Here is a 22707-nt window from a genome sequence, read left to right on the forward strand (position 1 = left end):
GGCGTTTCCGTACGGTTTGAAATTACACTACACAAACCACCTGCCTCCGAACTTCCGGGAGTTTTTCTATATAGGAGATGAGAATGTCTCTCCTGCCCCAAACCTTGCCAAAGGAGGGGGCGGGGAAGGTGTCCGGTAAAGAAAAGCCCAGCCGTGTATATATCTAAAATCAAAACCGTATGAAGACGCCGGCACTTGATTTATAAAGGCAGCCGCCATAGGCGGCAAACCTTTATAAATCTTAGTACCGCTGCGTCTGAGTCCGAGCGGAAGCGGGTTTTGATTTTAGATATATACACGGCTGGGCGTGCTTTAGGGGAGCAACTTCCTACAACATAACTCCCGACTTCTCCTTACTTCTCTCAATCATATGATTCAGCTTCTCAAATGGTTTCTGTAAGAACAATCCGATAATCAGCGAAACAACTATATATATTGAAAGAAATGCGAGATTCTTAATGTAATCATATCTGTACATTCCTGCTATACATTCTCTTAATGCATCCATTGAATATGGGAAGAGCAGGAATCGGTATATTATCTGGTAGGCGTTAGGAAGTACTTCTATAGGGAATGTACCGCCTGAGCCGGCAACCTGTATAACGAGCAGGACAATTCCAAGTGCTTCACCGATATTTCCAAATGCAACAGTAAGGCTGTACATAAAGAAGGTGAATACGAAGCTTGAGAATGCACATGCAACCCAGTAAAGGAATGGGTGGTAACACTGGATTCCTATGTAGAGAAGATTTCCAAGTGTTATAAGCAGTGCCTGAAGCTGTCCTACTGCAAAGAATATAAAATACCTTCCGAAGAATTTTTCATATCTCTTTGCATCTGCTGGAATGTCCGGAGCAGGATGCACAGGTGTGTGCATAATAGCAACAAGTATAAGTCCACCAAACCACAGTGCAAGTATTGTGTAGAATGGTGAAGCGCTTGTTCCATAGCTTTTAACAGCATATACCTGCTCTGTTGTTATATTTACAGGTGCAGAGAGAAAATCTCCCAAAGTATTGGCATCTGCATTTAACATCTCTGATAATAAACCATATGTATCCTGTTCAGTGATTGTGTTTAATGTATTAATTGCATTATCAAGCTTTGTCTCAAGGTCACTGAGAAGCTCTTTAGTCTGAGTGAGTGAGCCCGATGTAAGCTTAATTGCAGCAGACAGGTCTGCAACATCCATGTTCATGTCAGAATAAAGCTCTGTTAATGAACTCATAATGCTTTGAATCTGGGACATCTGGTTTGAAAGAGCAGATGATAATTCATTTAAAGATTCAGCGGAATTACCATTTACAAGTGCCTGTAAGGTTATTAACTGCTGCTGCTGTAACTGTAATTGTGTATAAACTTGCGGTGCAGCACTGTTTGAACTGCTGCTTATTGATGATGTAAGGTCAGTAATTGCAAGCATTGAGTTAAGAATTACATCGTATGTTGAAAGTGTAGTCCTTGCGGATGTAAGTCTGTTAATAACTGCATCCATAAGAGAACCGGTTTCTTTATCTGCATCTTTGATAACTGAGTCGCCAGTTCCGGCAATCGTAGATACGATTGTATCTATAAATGTCTGGTTTACCTGCTGCTGAACTGCTGTTTTAGCCTTGTCTGTTATCTTAGGTGCAATAGCGTTTGCTTTCTGGTTACAGTAATATTTTAACTGAGGATGTTCCATGGAATCACTTAAGAAGCTTATAAGATTCTTGGAAAAATTCTCTGGAACAACGAGGGCTGCATAATACTGACCGCTGTATACGCCTTCGATTGCTTCATCAGACGAAGTGACAAACTGCCAACCGATAGTGTTATTAGTTTTAAGTGCATCAATTATGTTGTCACCGACATTAAGCTCCGTTCCTTCAAGAGAAGTACCTTTGTCAACAGATACAACGGCAACTTTAATCCTGCTTGTGGAAGCCTGTCCATATGGATCCCAGTTTGACAGGATATTAAACCATGAATACAATGCAGGAATAACGGTAAGACCGATAATTACGCATAGTGCAATTACATTTGTTTTTATGTGGCGAAGGTCAGCCCGTATAATCTTAAATATATTTTTCATAACTGTACCTCACTTAAAAATGCTTTGATACTGTCTGTAAGAGAAGTATCAGCCTGTTTTTCCTTAATCTCAATATTGAGCTCATTGAGCTTTCTTGCGAGCTTGTCATCAATATAATCAATAACTATAAGATAAGCACAGAATATAAAAAGTGAGATTACCCAAAGAAGCAGATAAACAACCTTAGCTGTATCCATGGTAAACATAAGCACCATGAATACTAAAGGAATTATCATCATACATCTTAAGCAGACCTTTTTCTTGTGCTGGTTCTTAGCGTGCATATTTTCTGCAAATGCTGTGATTTCCGCAATAACAACATCTATATTAAAATCATCATTTTGCATAAATTCATTTCTCCTTTACATAAAATGTGTTTCTTTCATACGGCGTTCGAAGAACTCGCGTACTTCAAGAAGTGACTTTCTGATTCCAAGTCCCAGAATAAGGGAAATAACAGCATAAGCGCATAATTTCACAAGAAATACAGCGTAATCACACTGATATAATCCGCTTATTGCCTCCCTCATGGCATTGATTGCATAAGGGAATGGGAAGTAAAGGTACACATTCTGGAAGAATTCAGGAAGAAGTTCTATTGGATAAGTTCCGCCTGAACCGGCAATCTGTAACACAATCATAACTACAGCAATAGCTTTTCCCAAATCACCAAATGTAAGAACAAGTGTATATATAAATAATGTAAATACAAAGCTTGTTATAGCGGCTGCAAGCCACAGCATGAATGGGTGGGTGCAGTCAATTTTTAAAATGTACAAATCACCAAGAACAACTACAAGAGCCTGAAGCTGTCCCATTGCAAGGAAGAGTAATGCACGGCCTATATATTTCTGATGTTCTGTGGCATCCTTGAATTCATCATCCTCATAGTCAACCTTTACTTTCATAAGGGCAACTAAAACAATTCCTCCAACCCAGAGAGCAAGTGTTGTATAGAAAGGTGTAACACTTGTTCCATAGTTAGTCTGCATATAGACGTAGATTTCTTCTACCTGTACAGGTTCTGACAGGAATGACGCTATTGACTGTGCGTCTGAGTTGATGAAATCCATTACCAGTTTATATGTAGAAGATGAACTTATATCTCCTACTGAACCAGATATGGCATCAAGCCTTTTATTGAGAGAATCAAGTAATGTTTTTGTGCTTTCTAGAGTTGTATTAATATTTACTGATATATCACTTACTCCAAGAAGCATCTGCGAGATTCCATTAATATTGTCTCCGGCACTGCTTATATTAGCTGCAAGGCTGCTTACGGCATTCTTAATGGAAGCCTTAAGAAGGTTAACATTAGTTCTTATTACAGTCTGCATAATTGTCTGGCTCTTCTGGAGCTCTGTGCGGCACTGTTCAACAACAGACTTGATTAACTGGTATTTTGCCTGAAGTGTTTCAGGTGAATCAGTAAGAATATCGGCACACTGCTGAACAAGGTTGTATGCGATATTCTCCATAGCGTTAACAGAAGCTAGAGCTGACTTTAGGGCGGTGATAACTGCTGGGTCAATGCCATCTACTTTGCTGAGGGAATCAATAGCATCTTCAAGAGCCTTATTCTGGTCTATAAGTTCCTTTAACTGTTTGTTGGCTTTACTAAGCTCAACGCCAGCCTGTCCGACATCAGTTATTGAAAGCTGTACAGCTTTATCAAGAGAATCAAGTGCGCTGTCAGTTAATTCATTCATAGCTTTAAGCTGCGCATCAATCTGGTTTGCAATATCATCTGTGACATTATCAAGAGATTTATTGGCAATATCAGCAACATCAGTTGTTCCGGTAAGAACATCTTTAATCTGTGGAAGAACCTCCTGAAGTTTTGCAAGATTATCTGCCAGGTCTGAATTACTCTTAATAAACATGTCAATCATGGTATCGTAAGAATTAATATTGGCAGATACACTCTGTAAATCCTTAACTGTCTTTTCAATAATTGAAGGATCATTTTCAGCTATTTCGTTAAGTCCCTGCATAATAGTCTTAACACACACATCAATGAATTCGGAATTGATAGTGTTCTGAAGAGTGCTTTTTCCTGTATCTGTAATCTTGGAAGCAACAGCATTTTTCTTGGAATTCTCATAATATGTAACTGTTGGTGGATTAAGACCATTGTCAAGGAAGTCATACAGGCTTCGTGAAAAGTCCTCACCAACAACGATAACGGCATAGTACTTCCCGGCATTCAGTTTATTCATGGCTTCATCTTTAGTTTCCGGAAAACGCCAGCCTAATTTATCATTCGAATGAAGCTGTTCAACAATCTGTTCTCCCATATTGATAGTGGAATCATCAGATTCAGAGTAGCCTTCATCTTCAGAAACAATAGCAATCTGGACAGACGCAGTGTTTGCGTAAGGATCCCAGTTGGAATATATGTTAAACCATGCGTAAAGCGATGGAATAAGGCACAGACCAAGCGCAATGGCTAAAGCCAGAATATTCCTGCTAAGACCTTTCAAATCTTTTTTGAAAATCTTAAATATCATAACATTCCTCAATTCTTTAATTATCGTTTAAAACTTATATGTATTTTACTTAAGAAACTGGGGAAAATCAATACAGAGAGGATAAATCAGACATATTTAATAAATTAAGAAAGGATACGGATTTATGAACATATTGTATTGTGGTGATAAACCAATGCAGAAGGGGATTCTTTTATCTTCAATGTCTCTTATTAAAAATGTGGATGAACCGTTAAATATATATATTCTCACGGTTGATTACAGGGAAAAAGGTATTAATTACAAGCCGGTTGATAAAGCATTTGCAAAATATCTGAAAGAAAAATTGAATAAATCGGACATTAAAGTAAATATCTTTCTTGTTGATGTTACAAGATATTTTGTTGAGGAGTTGCCGGAGGCAAATATGCAGAGCAGATTTACTGCGTGCTGTATGCTGCGCCTTTTTGCTGATAAGACAGATATTAAGGATAGAGTTCTTTATCTGGATACTGATGTGTTGTGCAGAAAAGATTTTAGGGATTTTTATTATCAGAATATGGATGGCATAGAGATTGCGGGAGTTTCTGATTATTATGGCAGATGGCTTTTCGGTGATGGTTACATTAATTCCGGAGTAATGCTTATGAATATGAGGATGATAAGACAGAACGGGCTTCTGGAAAAATGTCGTGAACAGTGCATAAGAAAGGAAATGTTTATGCCTGACCAGACGGCTGTTAATACATTTGCAACAAGAGTTAATCTGTGCGGACGAAAGTTTAATGACCAGAGGAGGCTGCATGACAACACTGTTTTTCAGCATTTTACAACTACCTTCCGGGTGTTTCCGGTGATAAGGACTGTTTCAGTCAAGCCGTGGGAGATTGATAAAATGCATAATATACTTGGGCTTCATGAATATGATGAGCTTCTGGATTCTTATAACAGGGAGCATGAAGAGTACATGGCAGTTTCACGTATTCCTGTGTTTTTCTCGATTAATGAACAGTACGCACCATATCTGGCAGTGTGCCTTAAATCGCTGGCTGTACATGTGGCTTGTGATGAGCGTTACCGAATTATTGTTATGTGCGATAATGTGAAGAATATTACGATGATTCAGCTTCGTAATGTGATAAAGGATTATGAAAACATAGATATTGAATTCGTTGATATAAGAAAGAAAATGTACGAATATTCTGAAAGCTTTGGACAGACAGTTACTGACAGACAGGAAAACAGGCTTTATTCAGGCGAGTTTACACTGACGATATATTTCAGGTTATTTATTGCAGAGCTTTTTCCAGAGCTTAATAAAGCTGTGTATATTGACTCTGATACCGTAATAAATGATGACATTGCAAAGCTTTATTCAGTTGATATGGGAGATGCAATGTTTGGTGCAGTAAGAGATACATTTGCAGGAAAGAATACAATACTGGCTCATTACATTGAAAATGTAGTGGGAATAGAGCGGGATGAATATGTCAATTCAGGAGTGCTTCTTATGAACCTTGATAAGATAAGACAGGCTCATCTGGCAGACAGATTCTTAAAGCTTATGGCTGAATATCACTTTGACAGTGTTGCACCTGATCAGGATTATATTAATGCTATGTGTGCAAAAGAAATATATTTTCTTGATAAGGAATGGAATGTTATGCCTAACAAGGGCGGGGAGTATATAGCAAGACCGAAGCTGATACATTATAACCTGTTTGACAAGCCGTGGCATTACAGCGAGATTCCGTATGAGGAGTATTTCTGGCAGTATGCGGCGGAGTCGGGATTTTATCCGTTGCTGATTAAACAGCGCAAGCAGTATGGGGATAATGAAAAGAAAGCTGACCGTGAGAATTTAAAGAAGCTTCTTGCAAGGGCTGAGAATATTGCGGACGGTGATGGGGTTAAGTTTTCTGATGTTGTGGGAAGCAGATTTGTTGTGGATAGTGGTTTCGTGAAGGATAGCAGTGATGCTGCAAAATAAATTATGTCGGAGGAGATATGATTGGTGATAGGGAGCAGGTCTATGAAAATATTAGGACGGCTGTAAGCCTTAATCAGTTGAATTCAAAGGTTGAGCCGGGAGACCCTAAGCTGTTACGCGAAGATAAAGAAGCATTACTAAGACATTATATTGATTACCGCACAGCATATGGTTTTTGTGTAAAGAAATATATTGCAGAAGCTATATTTCATGCCGGGACTTCTGCGGTGGGGCTTATAACACAAGTTGACGGACTTGAGAATCTTTCTGGAATCAGAGGTCCTGCGATTGTAACATGCAATCATTTCAGCCCGTTAGACCCTGCAATTGTCAGGTTTGCAATGAGAAAAGCTGGCTTCAGAAGAATAAGTATTGTTAATCAAGATTCTAACCTTGCAATGAAAGGTTTTGTCGGGTATATGCAAAAATATGCCGACACAATGCCCGTAAGCAGCCTGAAATGGTTTATGGAGACTGAGTTTCCTAATCAGATTGAGAATGCATTTGATAAAAACAAACTTGTGCTTATATATCCTGAGCAGGAAATGTGGTTTAATTATCGGAAGCCCCGTCCATGCAAAAGAGGTGCATATCTGTATGCGGTAAAGTTTAATGTTCCGGTGATTTCGCTGTTTGTTGAACAGCAGGTTAAAAGTACACATTTGCACACATTCAGGGTACATGTCCTGCCAGTAATATATCCGGACAGACAGCTTGATGAAAGGACAGCAAGTTTAAGAATGCAGCACACAGACTATGAGCAGAAATGTGCTGCATATGTCGTGGCATATGGAAAGAAGCTGACTTACGATTTTGAAGAGGGCGATATTGTAGGAAGATAAAAGCATTTGACGCGGAAAGAATTGAAGTGTATATATATTTGAAGAAATTACAAAGATTGAGAGGAAAATGTATATGAAGATACATTCAGTGGCAGTACTTGGAGCAGGAGCAGTCGGCTCTTATGTTATATGGGGACTTTCAGAAAAGAAGGATATAAGTTTAAGCGTTATTGCAAAGGGTGAAAGAGCGGAAAGACTTAAAGCAGAAGGCTGTCTGATTAATGGAAAGACATACCACCCGGAGGTATTGACCCCAGAGGAAGCAAAAGGTGTTGACCTTCTTGTTGTATCATTAAAATACGGCGCACTTGCAGGTGCATTAGATGATATTAGGGAAGCCGTCGGTGAGAATACAATTGTCATGAGTCTTATGAATGGTGTTGACAGTGAAGAGATAATATCTACCAAGATAGATAAATCACATATCATTTATTCACTTATAAAGGTGGCGTCACACCGCGAAGGTAAGGAATATGTGTTCAATCCTGAGACTACAATAGGCATTATATATGGAGAGGAAACTGCACCATTTGAGAGTAAGAGAGTTGCGGCAATAAGAGATTTATTTGATGGAACAGGACTTAATTACAGAGTGACTGAACATATCAAAGAAGAGATATGGAGCAAGTATAGACTTAATATCTGTAACAATCTTCCACAGGCTATTATTGGAGCAGGTGTTGGCTGTTATACTGACAGTGAGCATATGAAAGCAATCAGCGAAGGATTACGTAAGGAGGTTGAAGCAGTAGCTCTTGCCAAAGGCATTGATATGAGCAGGTGTGCAGATAACTCAAGCCGAGGAAGCGCTGTTCCGCCAACAGCAAGATATTCAACACTGCAGGATATTGACGCTGGCAGACACACAGAGATAGATATGTTCTCCGGCGCAATGATGCGCATGGGGAAAGAACTTGGAATTGATACACCATATAATGAATATACATATCACATCATCAAGGCACTTGAAGAGAAGAATGATGGCATGTTTGATTATGATGAGAATAGTGAGGCTGTGACTTATTCTAAGTAGTGGCAGACGGATTTAGCAGGCATGTGGGGTACAATACAGAAAATATAAGATATTAATCATGGCGCAGCCTTTTTAAGGGCTGCGCTTATTGCTTCTATAAAGACGGAATATGTATATCTGTTGGCTGAATCATAGGTTATGTTGGTTGTGCCGGCTTCCATGACTTTAGCAGCAACTTCATCAAATGAAGTTGTGAGCTTAGGGTACATAGTTGTGATTGATTCAGAAAGATTAACAAGCTCAATGCTGTTAATGTTAGAGGAATCAACTGTGACCTGGATATCAACGGGGTTGCCGTCTAACAGAATAGAGGCGGTATATACTCCGGGGCAGAATTTAGGAGCGTCGGCATTATCAAGGGGTGTCTCAATATTAGAAGAAGCAGAAGCATTTACAGTGCTGCTCTTAGGTTTAGTGGTATTCCTGGAATTATCAGAACTATTGCTGCCAAGACGGATAACAGCGAATATAATAAAAGCTATTATAATAGCAGCGATAACCGCTCCAATAAGGAGCTTTTTAAATGGAATAACAACAATTTTAGTCTGACTCATCACAAAGAAACCTGCCCTTCATATTCATTATTACAAAATATATGGTATGGAGTGGGAGATTATGATTAAAATGTGGTATATTAAATACAAATGTATTGGATAGTGTAAAATGGTAGGTTTATGAAGAGGTGAATGATTATGAACAGTAAATTTATCAAAACATTTGCAGTAATAGTGATTATAGCGGCAGGCATGACAGCGTGTGGACAAAAGAAAAATGTTACAACAGATGATGTATCAGAAAAAGAGATGGCGAACATACAGGAGACTGCAGCACAGGAAGTGACAGCACAGGAAATTATAACACAGGAGATTACAATCGAAAAAGAACCGGAAGATGACGAATATGTTCTTGTAAATAAATACATACCAGATATATATGTCGAATTGATGTATGCAACAGACAATAACTTTACAGGTGTCAGAATATATGGTTTCACAGACGCATACCTTCGATACGGAACAGTTAAGAAGCTTGCAAATGTGCAGAAAGAACTGAAAGAACAGGGGTACAGCTTAAAGATTTGGGATGCATACAGACCGTTTGAGGCACAGCAGAAATTATGGGAAGTATATCCGGACCCTAACTATGTGGCAAATCCGGCTGACGGAATGAAAAAGCATAATCTTGGAGGAACAGTAGATATAACTATGGTTGCTGCAGATGGAAGCATTATACCAATGCCTACAGAATTTGATGATTTCTCTCTAAAAGCAGACAGGAATTATTCAGATATAGACAATGAAGAAGCTGTGAACAATGTTATGATTCTTCAGAATGCTATGGAAAATAACGGATTTACAGGCTATCAGGGAGAATGGTGGGACTATTCAGATACGGTGGAATATGAAGCGGTTGATTTCGAACCATGATGAGGCATGATATGAAAAGGTGCATTATGGTAAAGCAAATGATGGTAAAGTCTATTATAGAAAGATTAGGGGAGTAACACATGTCATTACAATTAATTCTGGGAAGCTCAGGTGCGGGTAAATCGCACTATCTGTATACGCATATAATTGAAGAGTCAATGAAGAATCCTGACAGGAATTATATAGTTGTTGTGCCGGAGCAGTACACTATGGCAATTCAGAAAAGACTGGTGTCCATGCATCCAAGAAAAGGAATACTTAATATAGATGTTGTGAGCTTTGAAAGGCTTGCGTATAAAGTATTTGAGGAAGTGGGGGAGGATAATCTTGAAGTCCTTGATGATACAGGAAAGAATCTGATTATTAAAAGAGTTTTAGAGCAGAACAAGGACAGATTAAAATATTTTGGAAGTAATCTGTCTAATACAGGATTTGTGTCAGAGATGAAGTCTGTTATATCGGAAATGCTTCAGTATGATATCAAGCCGGATGTTATGCAGGATGCGGCAGGTGCAGCATACAGTGATTCAGAGGGAAGTGCAGCACTTCAGTATAAGCTTGATGATATAGTACTTGTATATAACGCATTTGCAGAGTACATAGACAAGAATTATATAACTAAAGAAGAAATACTGGATAAATTATGCAGCAAGGTTACAGAGTCAGAGAGAATAAAGAATTGCGAGATAGTATTTGACGGATTCACAGGCTTTACTCCGGTTCAGTACAATTTAATGACAATTCTTTTATTAATGTGTCCCAAGATATATGTTTCCCTGACAATTGATGCATCTGAGCGTGAAAATTCAGTAAGAGGCAGGGAAGAACTTTTTTTCATGAGTAAGGACTGCGTATCAAAGCTTTATAAGATATGCGATGAAGAACATGTGAAAGTCCTTGAACCTGTGTATATTGCAGGAAAAGTAGTACCGGGAAAGAATGTAATTGTAAATGTTAATTCAAGATTTAAGAATTCAGAAGAACTGGATTTCCTGGAACAGAATCTTTTCAGAAACAATTCGGGAAGATTTAATAAGAAGACTGACAATATCGTTATATATGAGGGAGCTGTTGCCAAGGAAGAATTAACATTTGCAGCAGGAGAAATAATAAGACTTACAAGACTGTGTGGATACAGATATAACGAGATTGCGATAGTTACTGCGGACATGGATGGCTACGGCAAACTGGCGGCTAATATATTAAAGCAGAACGATATACCATATTTCTTAGATTACAAGCGCCATGTGACGGACAATCCATTTATTGCGGCAATTAACGGTGCACTTGGAATAATAGAGAATAATTACAGCTATGACAGCATATTAGGATTCCTAAGAACCGGAATGAGCGGAATGGAGCGCGAAGATATTGATCTGTTAGACAATTACTGTGTTGCAGTTGGAATCAGAGGCAGGGGAAAATGGCATGAACCATGGATAAGAAAGTTCAGGGGAACAGTCAATAATACTGACCTTGAGAAGCTTAATTCACTAAGAACAATGATAACGGATATGTTGGATCCATTGGAAGAAGTGCTTAAGTCAAAGGAATCTAATGTTGCAGATATGGTAAAGGCTCTTTACGAATTCCTTGTGCGTGAAGATATGGAGCAGAAGGTAAGTGTGCTTAATGACAGCGAGTACACTGGTGATGAATATGCGCAGTTATATAAGAAAGTTATAGAAGTATTAGATAAAATGTATGCCCTTCTTGGAAGCGAGAAGGTTGGTATTAAAGAATTTAACAAGATACTTGCGTCAGGATTTCAGGAGATCAAGATAGGACTTATTCCGCAGACCAACGACTGCGTTGTTATCGGAGATATAGAAAGAACCCGTCTTGACAATATCAAGGTCATGTTCTTTGTCGGAATCAATGACGGCAATGTACCTAAGAAAGCTGATTCAAGAAGCGTTCTGTCAGAAAGCGACAGGGAGTATCTTGAGGATAAGGGAATAGTTATGTCAGCTTCCGTGAGGGAGAAAGCATTTACACAGAGATTCTATCTGTATCTTATTATGACAAAGAGTGCGGAGAAGCTTTACATGTCATATGCGGTAAAAAACAGCGAGGGTGCGGCGCTGATGCCTTCATATATTATAAGAAGCATGAGAAAAATGTTTTCACATTGCCTTAAGTTATCTTACAAAGACACGGCACAGCAGAATTCATATGTGACAATACCGCGGGCGGCTAACAGCTTTGATAATACTGAAATTGCTGCAAATGTAGATGAGGATATTATTGATTCACTTACTGGCGGCAGGCTTGTCGGAAGCGTCACATCTTTTGAGAACTTTGCAGAGTGTCCGCTGAGGTATTACTTAAGATATGGAGTTGATTTGAAGGAAAGGGAAGAATTCACATTTTCACCAGTAAACTTTGGCGTCGTACTGCATGCGGTTATCCGTGAGGTGTGCGACGAAATCAAGAAAAACGGTGAGTCGTACTATCTGATATCAGAGGAGAAGCGCCGCGAGATGGTAAAAAGAAGTGTCGCTGCAATTACTGACATATACCAGAACAGTATCCTTAAGGATTCAAGCCGTAATTCATTCATGATTAAGCGGATGGAAGACCTTGCAGACCGCACTGTATGGGCGATGGGTGAACAGTTAAAATGTGGTGATTTCGTGCCATTTGTATTCGAGCATAAGTTCAATATGGAAGTCGGGGACGGAGACAGAAAGCAGCTTATGAGCGGAACAATTGACCGCGTTGACATATGCGAAAACGGCACAGATGTATATGTAAGAATTATCGATTACAAGACAGGAAAGAAGGATTTCAACATAGTAAAGACCTACTACGGAATTGATATCCAGCTTATGGTCTACATGGAAGCGGCAATGAAGCTTGTGGCGAAGATGCGTCCGGGTAAAAATGTGATTCCTGCCGGAGTGTTCTACTACAACATAAGTGACCCGATTGTATCTGCGACAACAGAGAGTGCAGAAGAGATAGAGGATAAGATTAAGGGTGAACTGCGTCTTAAAGGAATGGTTAATTCGGATAAGGATATTGCCGAGAAGATGGACAATACCGAGGGTACATCACTTAATATTCCAGTTAGCAGAAAGGCTGACGGCGGATTTGACTCACGAAGAAGCAAGGTGATGAATACAGAGCAGTTTAATATACTTGGAAGATTCGTTGATGTAAGAGCCATTGATACTGCGGACAGAATTGCAGGTGGTGATATCAGGAGAAGTCCTTATAAAGATGGACAGTTTTCAAGCTGTGACAGATGTCCTTATGGGGCAGTGTGTGGATTTTCAGTGGATTTGCCAGGCTGCAATTATAGAAAATTAAAGAAATTCGATGATGAAGTATTATGGAATAATATAAAGGAAGGGGTTGATGAGAATGGAAAGAAAATGGACACCGGCGCAGAAGAGCGCGATTGATACAAGAGACTGTAATGTGCTTGTTTCGGCGGCTGCCGGTTCAGGAAAGACTGCTGTTCTGGTTGAGCGAATCATTTCCATGATTACAGACCCTGACAAGAATATAGATATAGACAGGCTGGTTGTTGTTACATTTACAAAGGCGGCAGCAGCCCAGATGAAAGACAAGATAAGAAAAGCACTTGATTCAATGCTTGACGAGAATCCGAGGGATGTGAACCTTTTAAGACAGATAACACTGCTTAACAACGCACAGATAACAACTATAGACAGTTTCTGTCTATGGATAATCAGAAATCATTTTCCAGAGGTTAATCTGGACCCGGGGTTCAGGATAATGGACGAGGGTGAGAAGAAGCTTATTGAAAATGATGTGTTGGAAGATGTGCTTGAGGAATTCTATGCCGAAGCAGATGAAGAATTCTTTAATCTTGTTGATGCATTTGGCATGGGACGGGACGATTCAGGGCTTGTGAGCATTATAGATAAAATATACCGTTTTTCAAGAAGCAATCCGTGGATTGATGAGTGGTTTGACGAGTGCATGTTAGTTTATGATGATGAGACTTACGATAATCCTGCAATTAAGGAGCTGTATGATTCAATTAAAAATGCACTTCTTGATTACCGTGATAAATACAACAGATTAGTAGATATCTGTTCTGAGCCGGCAGGACCTGCAGCATATACAGGTGCTTTGCAGTCTGACCTGCTTGGAATTAATGAGATGATTAATTCACAGGATTTTGGAGAGCTTGGCAGAAGGATAAGAATATTTTCATTTGAAGCTCTGTCAAGAAAGAAGGATGCAGGAGCAGACCCGGATATTAAGGAATATGTTAAGGGGCAGCGAAAGTTGTTTAAAGATTACATAGGACGGCTTAATGATAAGATATTCTTGAAAGATGATGAGGGAATATTTGCAGACATGCAGGGGGCAGGCATCCAGATACGGACTTTACTTAAAGTGGCAAAGGTGTATGCCAAGCGTGTTTCAGAGGTGAAGCGAGAGAAGGGCATAATTGATTTTAATGACATGGAACATCTTGCTCTTTCAATACTTGTAAAGAAAGAAGATGGAAAGCTTGTATACACAGAGACTGCCGACAAGCTTGCGAACAGATTTGAAGAGATACTGATAGACGAGTATCAGGATTCCAATCAGCTGCAGGAGGTTATTCTTAATGCGGTGTCAAAGACGAGACTGTCCGGTGAGAATAACAATATATACATGGTTGGAGATGTAAAGCAGAGCATATACAAGTTCCGTCTTGCCTGCCCGGAGCTTTTCATAGAGAAGTACGATACATACGGCGAGACTGGCGATAATGTTAGAATTGAATTACAGAAGAATTTCCGAAGCCGGGAAAATGTACTTGAGTGTGCCAATGATGTGTTCAGTCATATCATGAATAAGAATTTTTCAGGAATCGGGTATGACGAATCTGTAAGGCTTAATGCGGGGTTTCCATATCCTGAATACAGTGACAGTAATTATGGTGATGAAGCCAACAAGAGTACAGATGTAATTCTTATATCTTCAGAGAATGAAGAAGAAGCTACGACAAGAGAGCTTGAGGCAGACAGGCTTGCAAAACTGATTGAGGGAATAGTTGCTTCTGGTGTAAATGTGTATGATTCAGATGAGAATATATACAGACCGGCAGAATACAGGGATATAGTAATTCTTACAAGGTCAGTTACAGGTTGGGCAGATACATTTGCAGATGCCCTGATGGACAGGGGGATACCGGCGTATACAGATTCGTCAACAGGATATTTCAGCGTGCGTGAGATACAGGTAATCTTAAGTATGCTTACAATAGTAGATAATCCGGTTCAGGAGATAAGCCTTGCGGCGGCAATGATGTCTTACTTTGGAGGATTTACGGCAGCGGAGCTTGGAATGGTGAGAAAGCTTGGCAGGGAGCATGCAGATAAGAATACACATAACAACCTGTATGAACATTTGAAAGCAGTTGCAGTGCTTGGCGGAGCAGATAAGATACAGGAGACGGATGTTAAGCAGCTGTCCGGCAAATGTGCGTTATTCCTTGCAAAGCTCACAGAATACCGAGACAAGAGCAGTGTTGAGTCACTATATGATCTGTGTTGGGAGATGATATATGATTCAGGCTACTACGATTATGTGGGAACAATGCCTGCCGGAACGCAGAGACAGGCTAACTTAAATGTCCTGCTGGAAAGAGCAGCGGGATATGGAAAGTCAAGTTATTCAGGTCTGTTTAATTTCTTAAGATATATTGAAAGACTTAAGAAGTTTGACGAAGATTTTGCAGAGGGGGCTGCCAGCCTTGACAATGAGAATCTTGTAAGAATTATGAGTATTCATAAGAGTAAAGGCCTTGAATTTCCTATTGTAATACTTGCAGGAGCGCATAAAAGCATTAACTTTATGGACGCAACAGCACCGGTGCTTGTAGACCAGAACTTAGGAATTGCAGTTGATTATGTTGACCTTGAAAGAAGAACGAAGACACCTACTATTATTAAAGGTGCTATGGCAAGAAGAATTGTAAGAGAGTCGATAGCAGAGGAAGAGAGACTTCTCTATGTAGCAATGACAAGAGCAAGGGAAAAACTCATAATTACTGGAGTTGTAAAAGATGCAGACAAGACACTTGATAAATACAGGGGAAGGGCTGAGCAACTTGCAGCAGATGGAATGTTGTCTTTCGCAGACAGTGAGAATATAAAGAACTATCTTGATATGATAATGCCAGTGTGTCTTATGGATTCAGATAAATTGAAAGGCAGCTTTAAAGTGATGGTTGATGCCGGAGAGGATTCTTGGGCTGATGTGGATGAATCCGAGGAGATGGCTGGTGAAGCGAATGCTGTTAGAATCGGGGGACTGGCTGATGAAATTATGGAAGCTGTGTCTTATCCCTTATTAGAGGAGCTTCCGGAGTATGTTCCTGATGATAACGCAGCCGGAAGGATGAAGCTGACGGTTTCGCAGCTTAAGTCTATGCAGGCGGATGATGATTCAGAGGAAAATGCTTACATGGATGAATCTGTGAAGTCAGCACTTAAAAAGGAAGAATGTGATGAGACAAACAGCATAATTCCAAAGTTCATAAGCGGTGATGAAGTGCAGCTTGCTGCTAATGAGCGTGGTAGCGCATATCACAGGGTTATGGAATGTCTTGATTATTCAGTGAGTGTGAACCTTGATGGAGTTAAAGCAGATATTAACAGAATGTTAGAAACCGGCAAGATAAATGAATTACAAGTGAAAAGTGTCAATCCGTGGGATATATATACATTTGTACAATCAGAAACAGGCAGGAGAGTTGCAAATGCGGTGAACTGTGGCAGTGTCAGAAGAGAACAGCCTTTTGTATTTGAGTACGAAGGACAGCTTATACAGGGTATAATTGACTTGTGTTTTGAAGAGGACGGAGAACTTGTGATTGTTGATTATAAGACTGACAGGGTTATGAAGGGCAAAGCGGGGGAAAAAGAGCTTGTCAAAAGATACGCAATCCAGCTTGATTACTATGCAAAAGCGCTGGAACAGCTTACCGGAAAAACTGTAAAAGAAAAAATTGTATATTCATTTACTTTAGGAAAAGAAATAATGTGTTAAAATTACGAAAAATTTTCTCTAACATGTAAAATGCGGTTGAAAATATTGTACAATAATGGTAATATAAACATGATTTGTGAATAAAACATATCAAATTTGCACAAAAATGTGCATAAAATGGAAAAGGAGAGGAAAAATGAAAAAGCAAGTAAAAAAGTTTATGAGTGCATTACTTGCATGTGTAATGGTGGCAGTGTCAGTTATAGTATTTGACATGAATCCAGTACATGCAGCTTCTGGCGCAATAACAGAAGCATCAGGCTGGCTTGAGACAGCATATGTTAAATGGACACCTGTAACAGGAGCTACAGGTTACAATGTATATGTTAAGTCTGCAAGTGCCTCAGATTCAGCTTATGTCCAGTTGGACGATGAGCTTATCAGAAAGTATCCATCTTACATGAGAGCGGATGCTGTAGGATTAAAAGCAGGCGATTATGTTATGAAGATTGTTCCGCTGAACAATGGCAAGGAGAATACATCAGCTGCTATCGTTTCAGATAAGCTTACTGTAAATGCACATGACAGAAGCGGATTTACATTTTCAAGTAATTCACCGGTAAAGAATGGCGTTGGTGCATATAACAACGATGGTACATTAAAGTCTAATGCATCTGTTCTTTATGTTACAGAAGCTAATAAGAATACAGTTAAGATGAAGATTGGTAACACAGAATATACAGGTGTAGCAGCTATTACACAGGCAATTAAGGCTAAGAATAACTGCCAGCCAGTTGCTATCCGTATTATAGGTCAGGTTACATTAAGCGGACTTGCCTGCAAAGATGTATCATCAGCATATGCAATTGGTGTTAAGGGAGCAGCTAACGTAACATTTGAGGGTATTGGTGATGATGCTACTTTATATGAAGCAGGTGTGGCTGTATTCCAGTCAACAGGCATAGAAGTAAGAAACCTTGGTCTTATGAACTGGGGCGGTGGAGGCGACGGAGATGGTATATCTCTTAAGCAGTCACGTGGTGTATGGGTACATAACAACGATGTGTTCTATGGTAATGCTGGTTCAGATGGTGACCAGGCTAAGGGCGATGGCTCTATGGATTTAAAGGATAATTCTCAGTATGTGACAGTATCTTACAATCATTTCTGGGATTCAGGAAAGATGTCACTTTGTGGCATGAAGTCAGAGTCAGGTGAGAACTGGATTACATATCACCATAACTGGTTTGACCATTCTGATTCAAGACATCCTCGTATCAGAACAATGTCAGTTCATGTATATAATAACTACTATGATGGTAATTCTAAATATGGTGTAGGCGCTGCAAAGGATAGTGAGGCATTCGTAGAGGCTAACTATTTCAGAAACTGTAATTATCCAATGCTCAGTTCAATGCAGGGAAGTGATGTTCTGGCAGGTGGAATATTCTCAGGAGAGAATGGTGGTGTCATCAAGGCATACAACAACTATATGGAAGGTCAGAAGTCTGTTATATATGCTAATTCGGATGCTGGTACAACAACTGCAAGTGCAACTGATTTCGATGCATATCTTGCAACATCAAGAAGTGAAACAGTACCTTCAACTTATAAGGCAAAGCAGGGTGGAAAGACATATTCTAATTTTGATACTAAGGTTGATTTAGGCGTTGATACTGCTGATATTGATGCACCTGCAGATGTTCCTTCAATTGTAACTAAGTATGCAGGACGTATTATGGGCGGAGATTTCAAGTGGACATTTGATAATAGTGTTGATGATACAAGCTATTCACTCAACAGGCCATTAAAGGATAAGCTTAATGCATACAAGACATCTCTTGTATCAGTAGGTGGTGGAAGCGTATCTGGCACTTCACATACACATACATATGGTGAGTGGGTAGTTGTTACACCTGCAACAGAGACAGAAGAAGGTCTTAAGAGCCGCACATGTACAGGATGTGGTTATAATGAAACAGCAGTTATTCCAGCTATTGGAAAAGATACACCTGTTACACCTGACACACCGGTATCAGGAGATGCAAAGGTACATAACTTTACAGAATCAGGAACAACAAGTGACTTCTATAGTATTACAGGAAGCATAGCAACAAATAAAGGTACAGCAACATACAACGGTCTTACACTTACAAAATGCCTTAAGATGGAGTCATCAACAAGTATTAAGTTCACAGCACCATCCGCTGGAAAGCTTACACTTGTATTTGGCGGAACAACGGCAGCTTCTGGTAAGGGCGTAAAAGTTAATGGAACAAGCAAAAAAGTTGGTTCTGATGGTACATTAACAGTAGATGTTGCTAAGGGTGCTGTAACTGTAACAAAGGGAGATTCAATCAATCTTTTCTATATGATATATACACCATCTGGAACATCAGAGACAACACATACACATAAGTATGAGTCAAAGATAACAAAGCAGGCAACATGTACAGAGGCAGGAGTGCTTACATATACATGTACATCTACAACAGGAACATGTGACAAGAAGACATACACAGAAACAATCCCAGCAAAGGGACACAGCTTCAGTACAGAGTGGACAGTAGATGTTGAAGCAACAGAGACAACACCAGGAAGCAAGAGCCACCATTGTACAGTATGTGATGCGAAGACAGATGTAACAGAGATACCTGCAACAGGAGTTGTTGAAAAGAAGAATGGTCTTAGTAAGGCAGAAGATGGAAATTATTATTATTATGTAGATGATGTGGTAGATACAAGCTTTACAGGATTTGCAGACTGTGACAATGAAAGAATGTATGTAAAGAATGGTAAAGTTGACACAACATATACAAGTGTAGAACAGGATGGAGCAGACTGGGTATATGTAGAAAATGGAAAGATAAGATATGACTATACAGGAATCAGACAGAACTCAAACGGCTGGTGGAGGATAGAGGACGGAAAAGTTAATTTTAACTTCACAGGATTAGCAGATAATGAGAATGGAAGATTTTATATCCAGAACGGAAAAGTTAATTTTGAATATACGAATTTAATTCAGGATGGAGCAGACTGGGTATATGTAAAGAATGGTCATGTAAAAAATGATTACACAGGATTTGCAGAAAATGAAAATGGAAGATTTTATCTTGAAAATGGAAAGGTAAATTTCGAATATACAACTGTATTTCAGGATGGAGCAGACTGGGTATATGTAGAGAAAGGTCATGTAAATACTAATTATACAGGAATCAGACAGAATGCAAATGGCTGGTGGAGAATAAAAGACGGAAAAGTAGATTTTAGTTATACAGGACTGGCAGATAACGAAAATGGAAGATTCTACATAGAGAACGGAAAAGTTAATTTTAAATATACGAATTTAATTCAGGATGGAGCAGACTGGGTATATGTAAAGAATGGTCATGTGCAAAGCAATTACACAGGGTTTGCGACAAATGAAAACGGAAGATTTTATCTCGAAAATGGAAAGGTAAATTTCGGATATACAAATGTAATTCAGGATGGCTCAGACTGGGTATATGTAAAAGGTGGTTATATAAGATATGACTATACAGGAATCAGACAGAATGCAAATGGCTGGTGGAGAATAGAGAACGGAAAAGTTAACTTTAAATACAATGGCGTTGCAAGCAATGAAAATGGAATGTTTTATCTTGAAAATGGTTTAGTAAAATTTAATTATACTGGAACATATATTCAGAATGGAATAAAGTATAATATTGTTAACGGTGTTGTAAAAGGAAAAGAAAATGTGTTAACAGTGATGAGAATGCCAAATTCTGTATTAACTAATAGTATAAAAATGGTAATATAATATATCATGTTGTGATTATCGTATAAGCACAAAAAATATCCATATGTTTAAAATTGAATAAGAAATTAAAATAAGCAATAGTCAGTTTGCGATGGCTATTGCTTATTTTTTATGTATAAAAAGTTGACGAAAATAGTCGATAATGTTAAAATGACGAATGGTAAATTGTAACATAAGATTAATTGTGAAATTATAATCTGATATTTGAGAGAAAGAGAGTATTATCAATGAAAGTTGTTTTACTGGCTGGAGGTTTCGGAACAAGAATAAGTGAAGAAAGTCAGTTTAAGCCAAAGCCAATGATAGAGATAGGAGGAAAGCCAATTCTCTGGCATATTATGAAGAAATATGCTTATTATGGTTTTGATGAGTTTATTATATGTGCAGGATATAAGCAGTATGTAATTAAAGAATGGTTTGCGGATTATTTCCTTCACAACAGTGATATTACGTTTGACTTCACAAAGGGTTCTAACGATATGATTATTCACGAGCAGCATTGTGAGCCATGGAAGGTTACAGTAGTTGATACAGGTCTTAATACAATGACTGGAGGACGAATCAAGCGTATCCAGAAATATGTAGGGGACGAGCCATTCCTTATGACATATGGAGACGGTGTCTGTGATGTAGACATGAACAAGCTTGTTGAGTTCCATAAGGAGCATGGCAAGATTGCTACTCTTACAGCCGTAATGCTTGAACAGCAGAAGGGTGTACTTGATATCGGAGGAGACAACGCTGTTAAGTCATTCAGAGAGAAGAGCCATACAGACGGTGCACCTATCAATGCAGGTTATATGGTGCTTAATCCTGAAATATTTGACTATATTGATGGTGATGACACTGTATTTGAGAGAGAACCACTAGAAAGACTTGCAAAGGAAGGTCAGTTAATGTCCTATATGCATAAGGGCTTCTGGCAGTGCATGGATACCAAGAGAGAGATGGATATGCTCGAGAAGTATCTTGCAACTGGAACAGCTCCTTGGAAGAAATGGGACTAAGCCGGGAGGATTAAGATGGATTTAAGTTTTTATAAAGGAAAGAAGGTTCTTGTTACAGGACATACAGGATTCAAAGGCTCATGGCTTTGCAGAATCCTTTTTAAAGCAGGAGCAGAAGTGACAGGTTATTCACTTGTTCCACCTACTGAGCCTAACCTTTTTTCAATGATAGATGTAGAGGATAAGATGAATTCTGTAATAGGTGATATAAGAGATCTTGAGCATCTTAAGAAGGTGTTTGAAGAGACACAGCCTGAGATAGTGCTTCATCTTGCAGCACAGCCTATCGTAAGGGAATCATACAAAGACCCTGTATATACTTATGAAACTAATGTTATGGGAACAGTTAATATCTGTGAATGTGTAAGACTTAACCCGTGTGTAAAATCATTTTTAAATGTAACAACAGACAAGGTTTACCATAATAATGAGTGGGCATGGGGATACAGAGAGAATGAGCCTCTTGACGGATATGACCCATACTCTAACAGCAAATCATGTTCAGAGCTTGTAACACACAGCTATATCAATTCATTTTTCAATGATATGGAGGTTGCAGTTTCAACAGCAAGAGCCGGTAATGTTATAGGCGGAGGAGATTTCGCCAATGACAGAATTGTTCCTGACTGTGTAAGAGCTGCAGTTAAGAAGGAAGATATAATTGTGCGTAATCCACATTCAACAAGACCATACCAGCATGTACTTGAGCCGCTTGCAGCTTATCTTATGATTGCAAAGGAGCAGTACAGTGATAAGAAGTATGCAGGCTTCTATAATGTAGGACCAGATGAGAGCGACTGCATTACAACAGGGACACTTGTTAATACATTCTGTAACAAGTGGGGAGAAGGTCTTTCATGGATTAACCAATATGACGGAGGACCTCATGAAGCCAATTTCTTAAAGTTAGACTGCTCAAAGTTAAAGACAACATTTGGCTGGAAGCCTAGATGGAACTTTGATACAGCAATTGAGAAGAGTGTTGAATGGTCAAAGGTATATGCAGCAGGCGGAGATGTTGTTGCATGTATGGATAAAGAGATAGAAGAGTTCTTTGCATAACAGGCAGGGAAGGAATTAATAAAGTAAGAAAGAGAA

13 protein-coding genes are annotated in these 22707 nt (G+C 39.1%); 9 read left to right on the forward strand and 4 right to left on the reverse strand.

Annotated elements, in window-relative coordinates; genetic code table 11:
• Nucleotides 1–328: 328 nt before the first annotated feature.
• The 3 genes from GKE48_RS11790 to GKE48_RS11800 are packed head-to-tail and all read right to left on the reverse strand — an operon-like array spanning nt 329 to nt 4584.
• Nucleotides 329–2074, reverse strand: a complete 1746-nt coding sequence (locus GKE48_RS11790; RefSeq protein WP_055216029.1) for a YhgE/Pip domain-containing protein — start codon at nt 2072–2074, stop codon at nt 329–331.
• Entirely contained in the window at nt 2071–2421 is a 351-nt protein-coding gene (locus GKE48_RS11795) for a hypothetical protein (RefSeq protein WP_012739699.1), read from the reverse strand. Before GKE48_RS11795 ends, GKE48_RS11790 begins: the two co-directional genes overlap by 4 nt.
• 15 nt (nt 2422–2436) lie before the next feature.
• A complete protein-coding gene (locus GKE48_RS11800; protein ID WP_154301147.1) occupies nt 2437–4584 on the reverse strand; it encodes a YhgE/Pip family protein in 2148 nt (715 codons plus the stop codon).
• Nucleotides 4585–4708: 124 nt separating this feature from the next.
• On the opposite strand from GKE48_RS11800, the gene GKE48_RS11805 reads away from it, so the two are divergent.
• The 3 genes from GKE48_RS11805 to GKE48_RS11815 all read left to right on the forward strand — a co-directional run bounded on the left by GKE48_RS11805 (nt 4709) and on the right by GKE48_RS11815 (nt 8407).
• Complete coding sequence (locus tag GKE48_RS11805; protein WP_154301148.1) at nt 4709–6532, forward strand: glycosyltransferase family 8 protein; 1824 nt, start codon at nt 4709–4711, stop codon at nt 6530–6532.
• 17 nt (nt 6533–6549) lie between these two features.
• Nucleotides 6550–7374: a lysophospholipid acyltransferase family protein gene (locus tag GKE48_RS11810; protein WP_154301149.1), complete on the forward strand. Its 825-nt coding sequence runs from the start codon at nt 6550–6552 to the stop codon at nt 7372–7374.
• 73 nt (nt 7375–7447) lie between these two features.
• Nucleotides 7448–8407, forward strand: coding sequence for a ketopantoate reductase family protein (locus GKE48_RS11815; RefSeq protein WP_154301150.1), 960 nt, complete (start codon nt 7448–7450; stop codon nt 8405–8407).
• A gap of 56 nt (nt 8408–8463) precedes the next feature.
• On the opposite strand, the gene GKE48_RS11820 is transcribed toward GKE48_RS11815, so the two are convergent.
• A complete protein-coding gene (locus tag GKE48_RS11820; protein ID WP_022098925.1) occupies nt 8464–8961 on the reverse strand; it encodes a hypothetical protein in 498 nt (165 codons plus the stop codon).
• Between the two features lie 138 nt (nt 8962–9099).
• On the opposite strand from GKE48_RS11820, the gene GKE48_RS11825 reads away from it, so the two are divergent.
• The 6 genes from GKE48_RS11825 to rfbG all read left to right on the forward strand — a co-directional run bounded on the left by GKE48_RS11825 (nt 9100) and on the right by rfbG (nt 22671).
• Nucleotides 9100–9834: a M15 family metallopeptidase gene (locus tag GKE48_RS11825; RefSeq protein ID WP_206671576.1), complete on the forward strand. Its 735-nt coding sequence runs from the start codon at nt 9100–9102 to the stop codon at nt 9832–9834.
• A gap of 80 nt (nt 9835–9914) precedes the next feature.
• Nucleotides 9915–13244, forward strand: a complete 3330-nt coding sequence (locus GKE48_RS11830) for a PD-(D/E)XK nuclease family protein (protein WP_154301151.1) — start codon at nt 9915–9917, stop codon at nt 13242–13244.
• Nucleotides 13204–16857 carry a helicase-exonuclease AddAB subunit AddA gene (addA, locus tag GKE48_RS11835; protein ID WP_173016933.1) on the forward strand — a complete coding sequence of 1218 codons (3654 nt, stop codon included), beginning with the start codon at nt 13204–13206 and terminating at the stop codon, nt 16855–16857. The genes GKE48_RS11830 and addA overlap by 41 nt, the downstream gene beginning before the upstream one ends.
• 136 nt (nt 16858–16993) lie before the next feature.
• Nucleotides 16994–20602, forward strand: a complete 3609-nt coding sequence (locus GKE48_RS11840; RefSeq protein WP_154301153.1) for a pectate lyase family protein — start codon at nt 16994–16996, stop codon at nt 20600–20602.
• Nucleotides 20603–20829: 227 nt separating this feature from the next.
• On the forward strand, nt 20830–21609 hold the full coding sequence (gene rfbF / locus GKE48_RS11845; protein ID WP_154301154.1) for a glucose-1-phosphate cytidylyltransferase: 780 nt from the start codon (nt 20830–20832) through the stop codon (nt 21607–21609).
• Nucleotides 21610–21624: 15 nt separating this feature from the next.
• Nucleotides 21625–22671 (forward strand): CDP-glucose 4,6-dehydratase, encoded by a 1047-nt coding sequence (gene rfbG / locus GKE48_RS11850; protein WP_154301155.1) that lies wholly within the window; start codon nt 21625–21627, stop codon nt 22669–22671.
• Nucleotides 22672–22707 lie beyond the last annotated feature (36 nt).

Origin of the sequence: Lachnospira eligens (genome assembly GCF_009680455.1) — a bacterium.
GTDB classification, from domain to species: Bacteria; Bacillota; Clostridia; order Lachnospirales; family Lachnospiraceae; genus Lachnospira; species Lachnospira eligens_A.

Bases quoted from the DNA above. Each gene is read 5' to 3' on its own strand.
- GKE48_RS11790 (WP_055216029.1), bottom strand. From the start codon at position 2,074: ATGAAAAATATATTTAAGATTATACGGGCTGACCTTCGCCACATAAAA.
- GKE48_RS11795 (WP_012739699.1), bottom strand. From the start codon at position 2,421: ATGCAAAATGATGATTTTAATATAGATGTTGTTATTGCGGAAATCACA.
- GKE48_RS11800 (WP_154301147.1), bottom strand. From the start codon at position 4,584: ATGATATTTAAGATTTTCAAAAAAGATTTGAAAGGTCTTAGCAGGAAT.
- GKE48_RS11805 (WP_154301148.1), top strand. From the start codon at position 4,709: ATGAACATATTGTATTGTGGTGATAAACCAATGCAGAAGGGGATTCTT.
- GKE48_RS11810 (WP_154301149.1), top strand. From the start codon at position 6,550: ATGATTGGTGATAGGGAGCAGGTCTATGAAAATATTAGGACGGCTGTA.
- GKE48_RS11815 (WP_154301150.1), top strand. From the start codon at position 7,448: ATGAAGATACATTCAGTGGCAGTACTTGGAGCAGGAGCAGTCGGCTCT.
- GKE48_RS11820 (WP_022098925.1), bottom strand. From the start codon at position 8,961: ATGAGTCAGACTAAAATTGTTGTTATTCCATTTAAAAAGCTCCTTATT.
- GKE48_RS11825 (WP_206671576.1), top strand. From the start codon at position 9,100: ATGAACAGTAAATTTATCAAAACATTTGCAGTAATAGTGATTATAGCG.
- GKE48_RS11830 (WP_154301151.1), top strand. From the start codon at position 9,915: ATGTCATTACAATTAATTCTGGGAAGCTCAGGTGCGGGTAAATCGCAC.
- addA (WP_173016933.1), top strand. From the start codon at position 13,204: ATGGAAAGAAAATGGACACCGGCGCAGAAGAGCGCGATTGATACAAGA.
- GKE48_RS11840 (WP_154301153.1), top strand. From the start codon at position 16,994: ATGAAAAAGCAAGTAAAAAAGTTTATGAGTGCATTACTTGCATGTGTA.
- rfbF (WP_154301154.1), top strand. From the start codon at position 20,830: ATGAAAGTTGTTTTACTGGCTGGAGGTTTCGGAACAAGAATAAGTGAA.
- rfbG (WP_154301155.1), top strand. From the start codon at position 21,625: ATGGATTTAAGTTTTTATAAAGGAAAGAAGGTTCTTGTTACAGGACAT.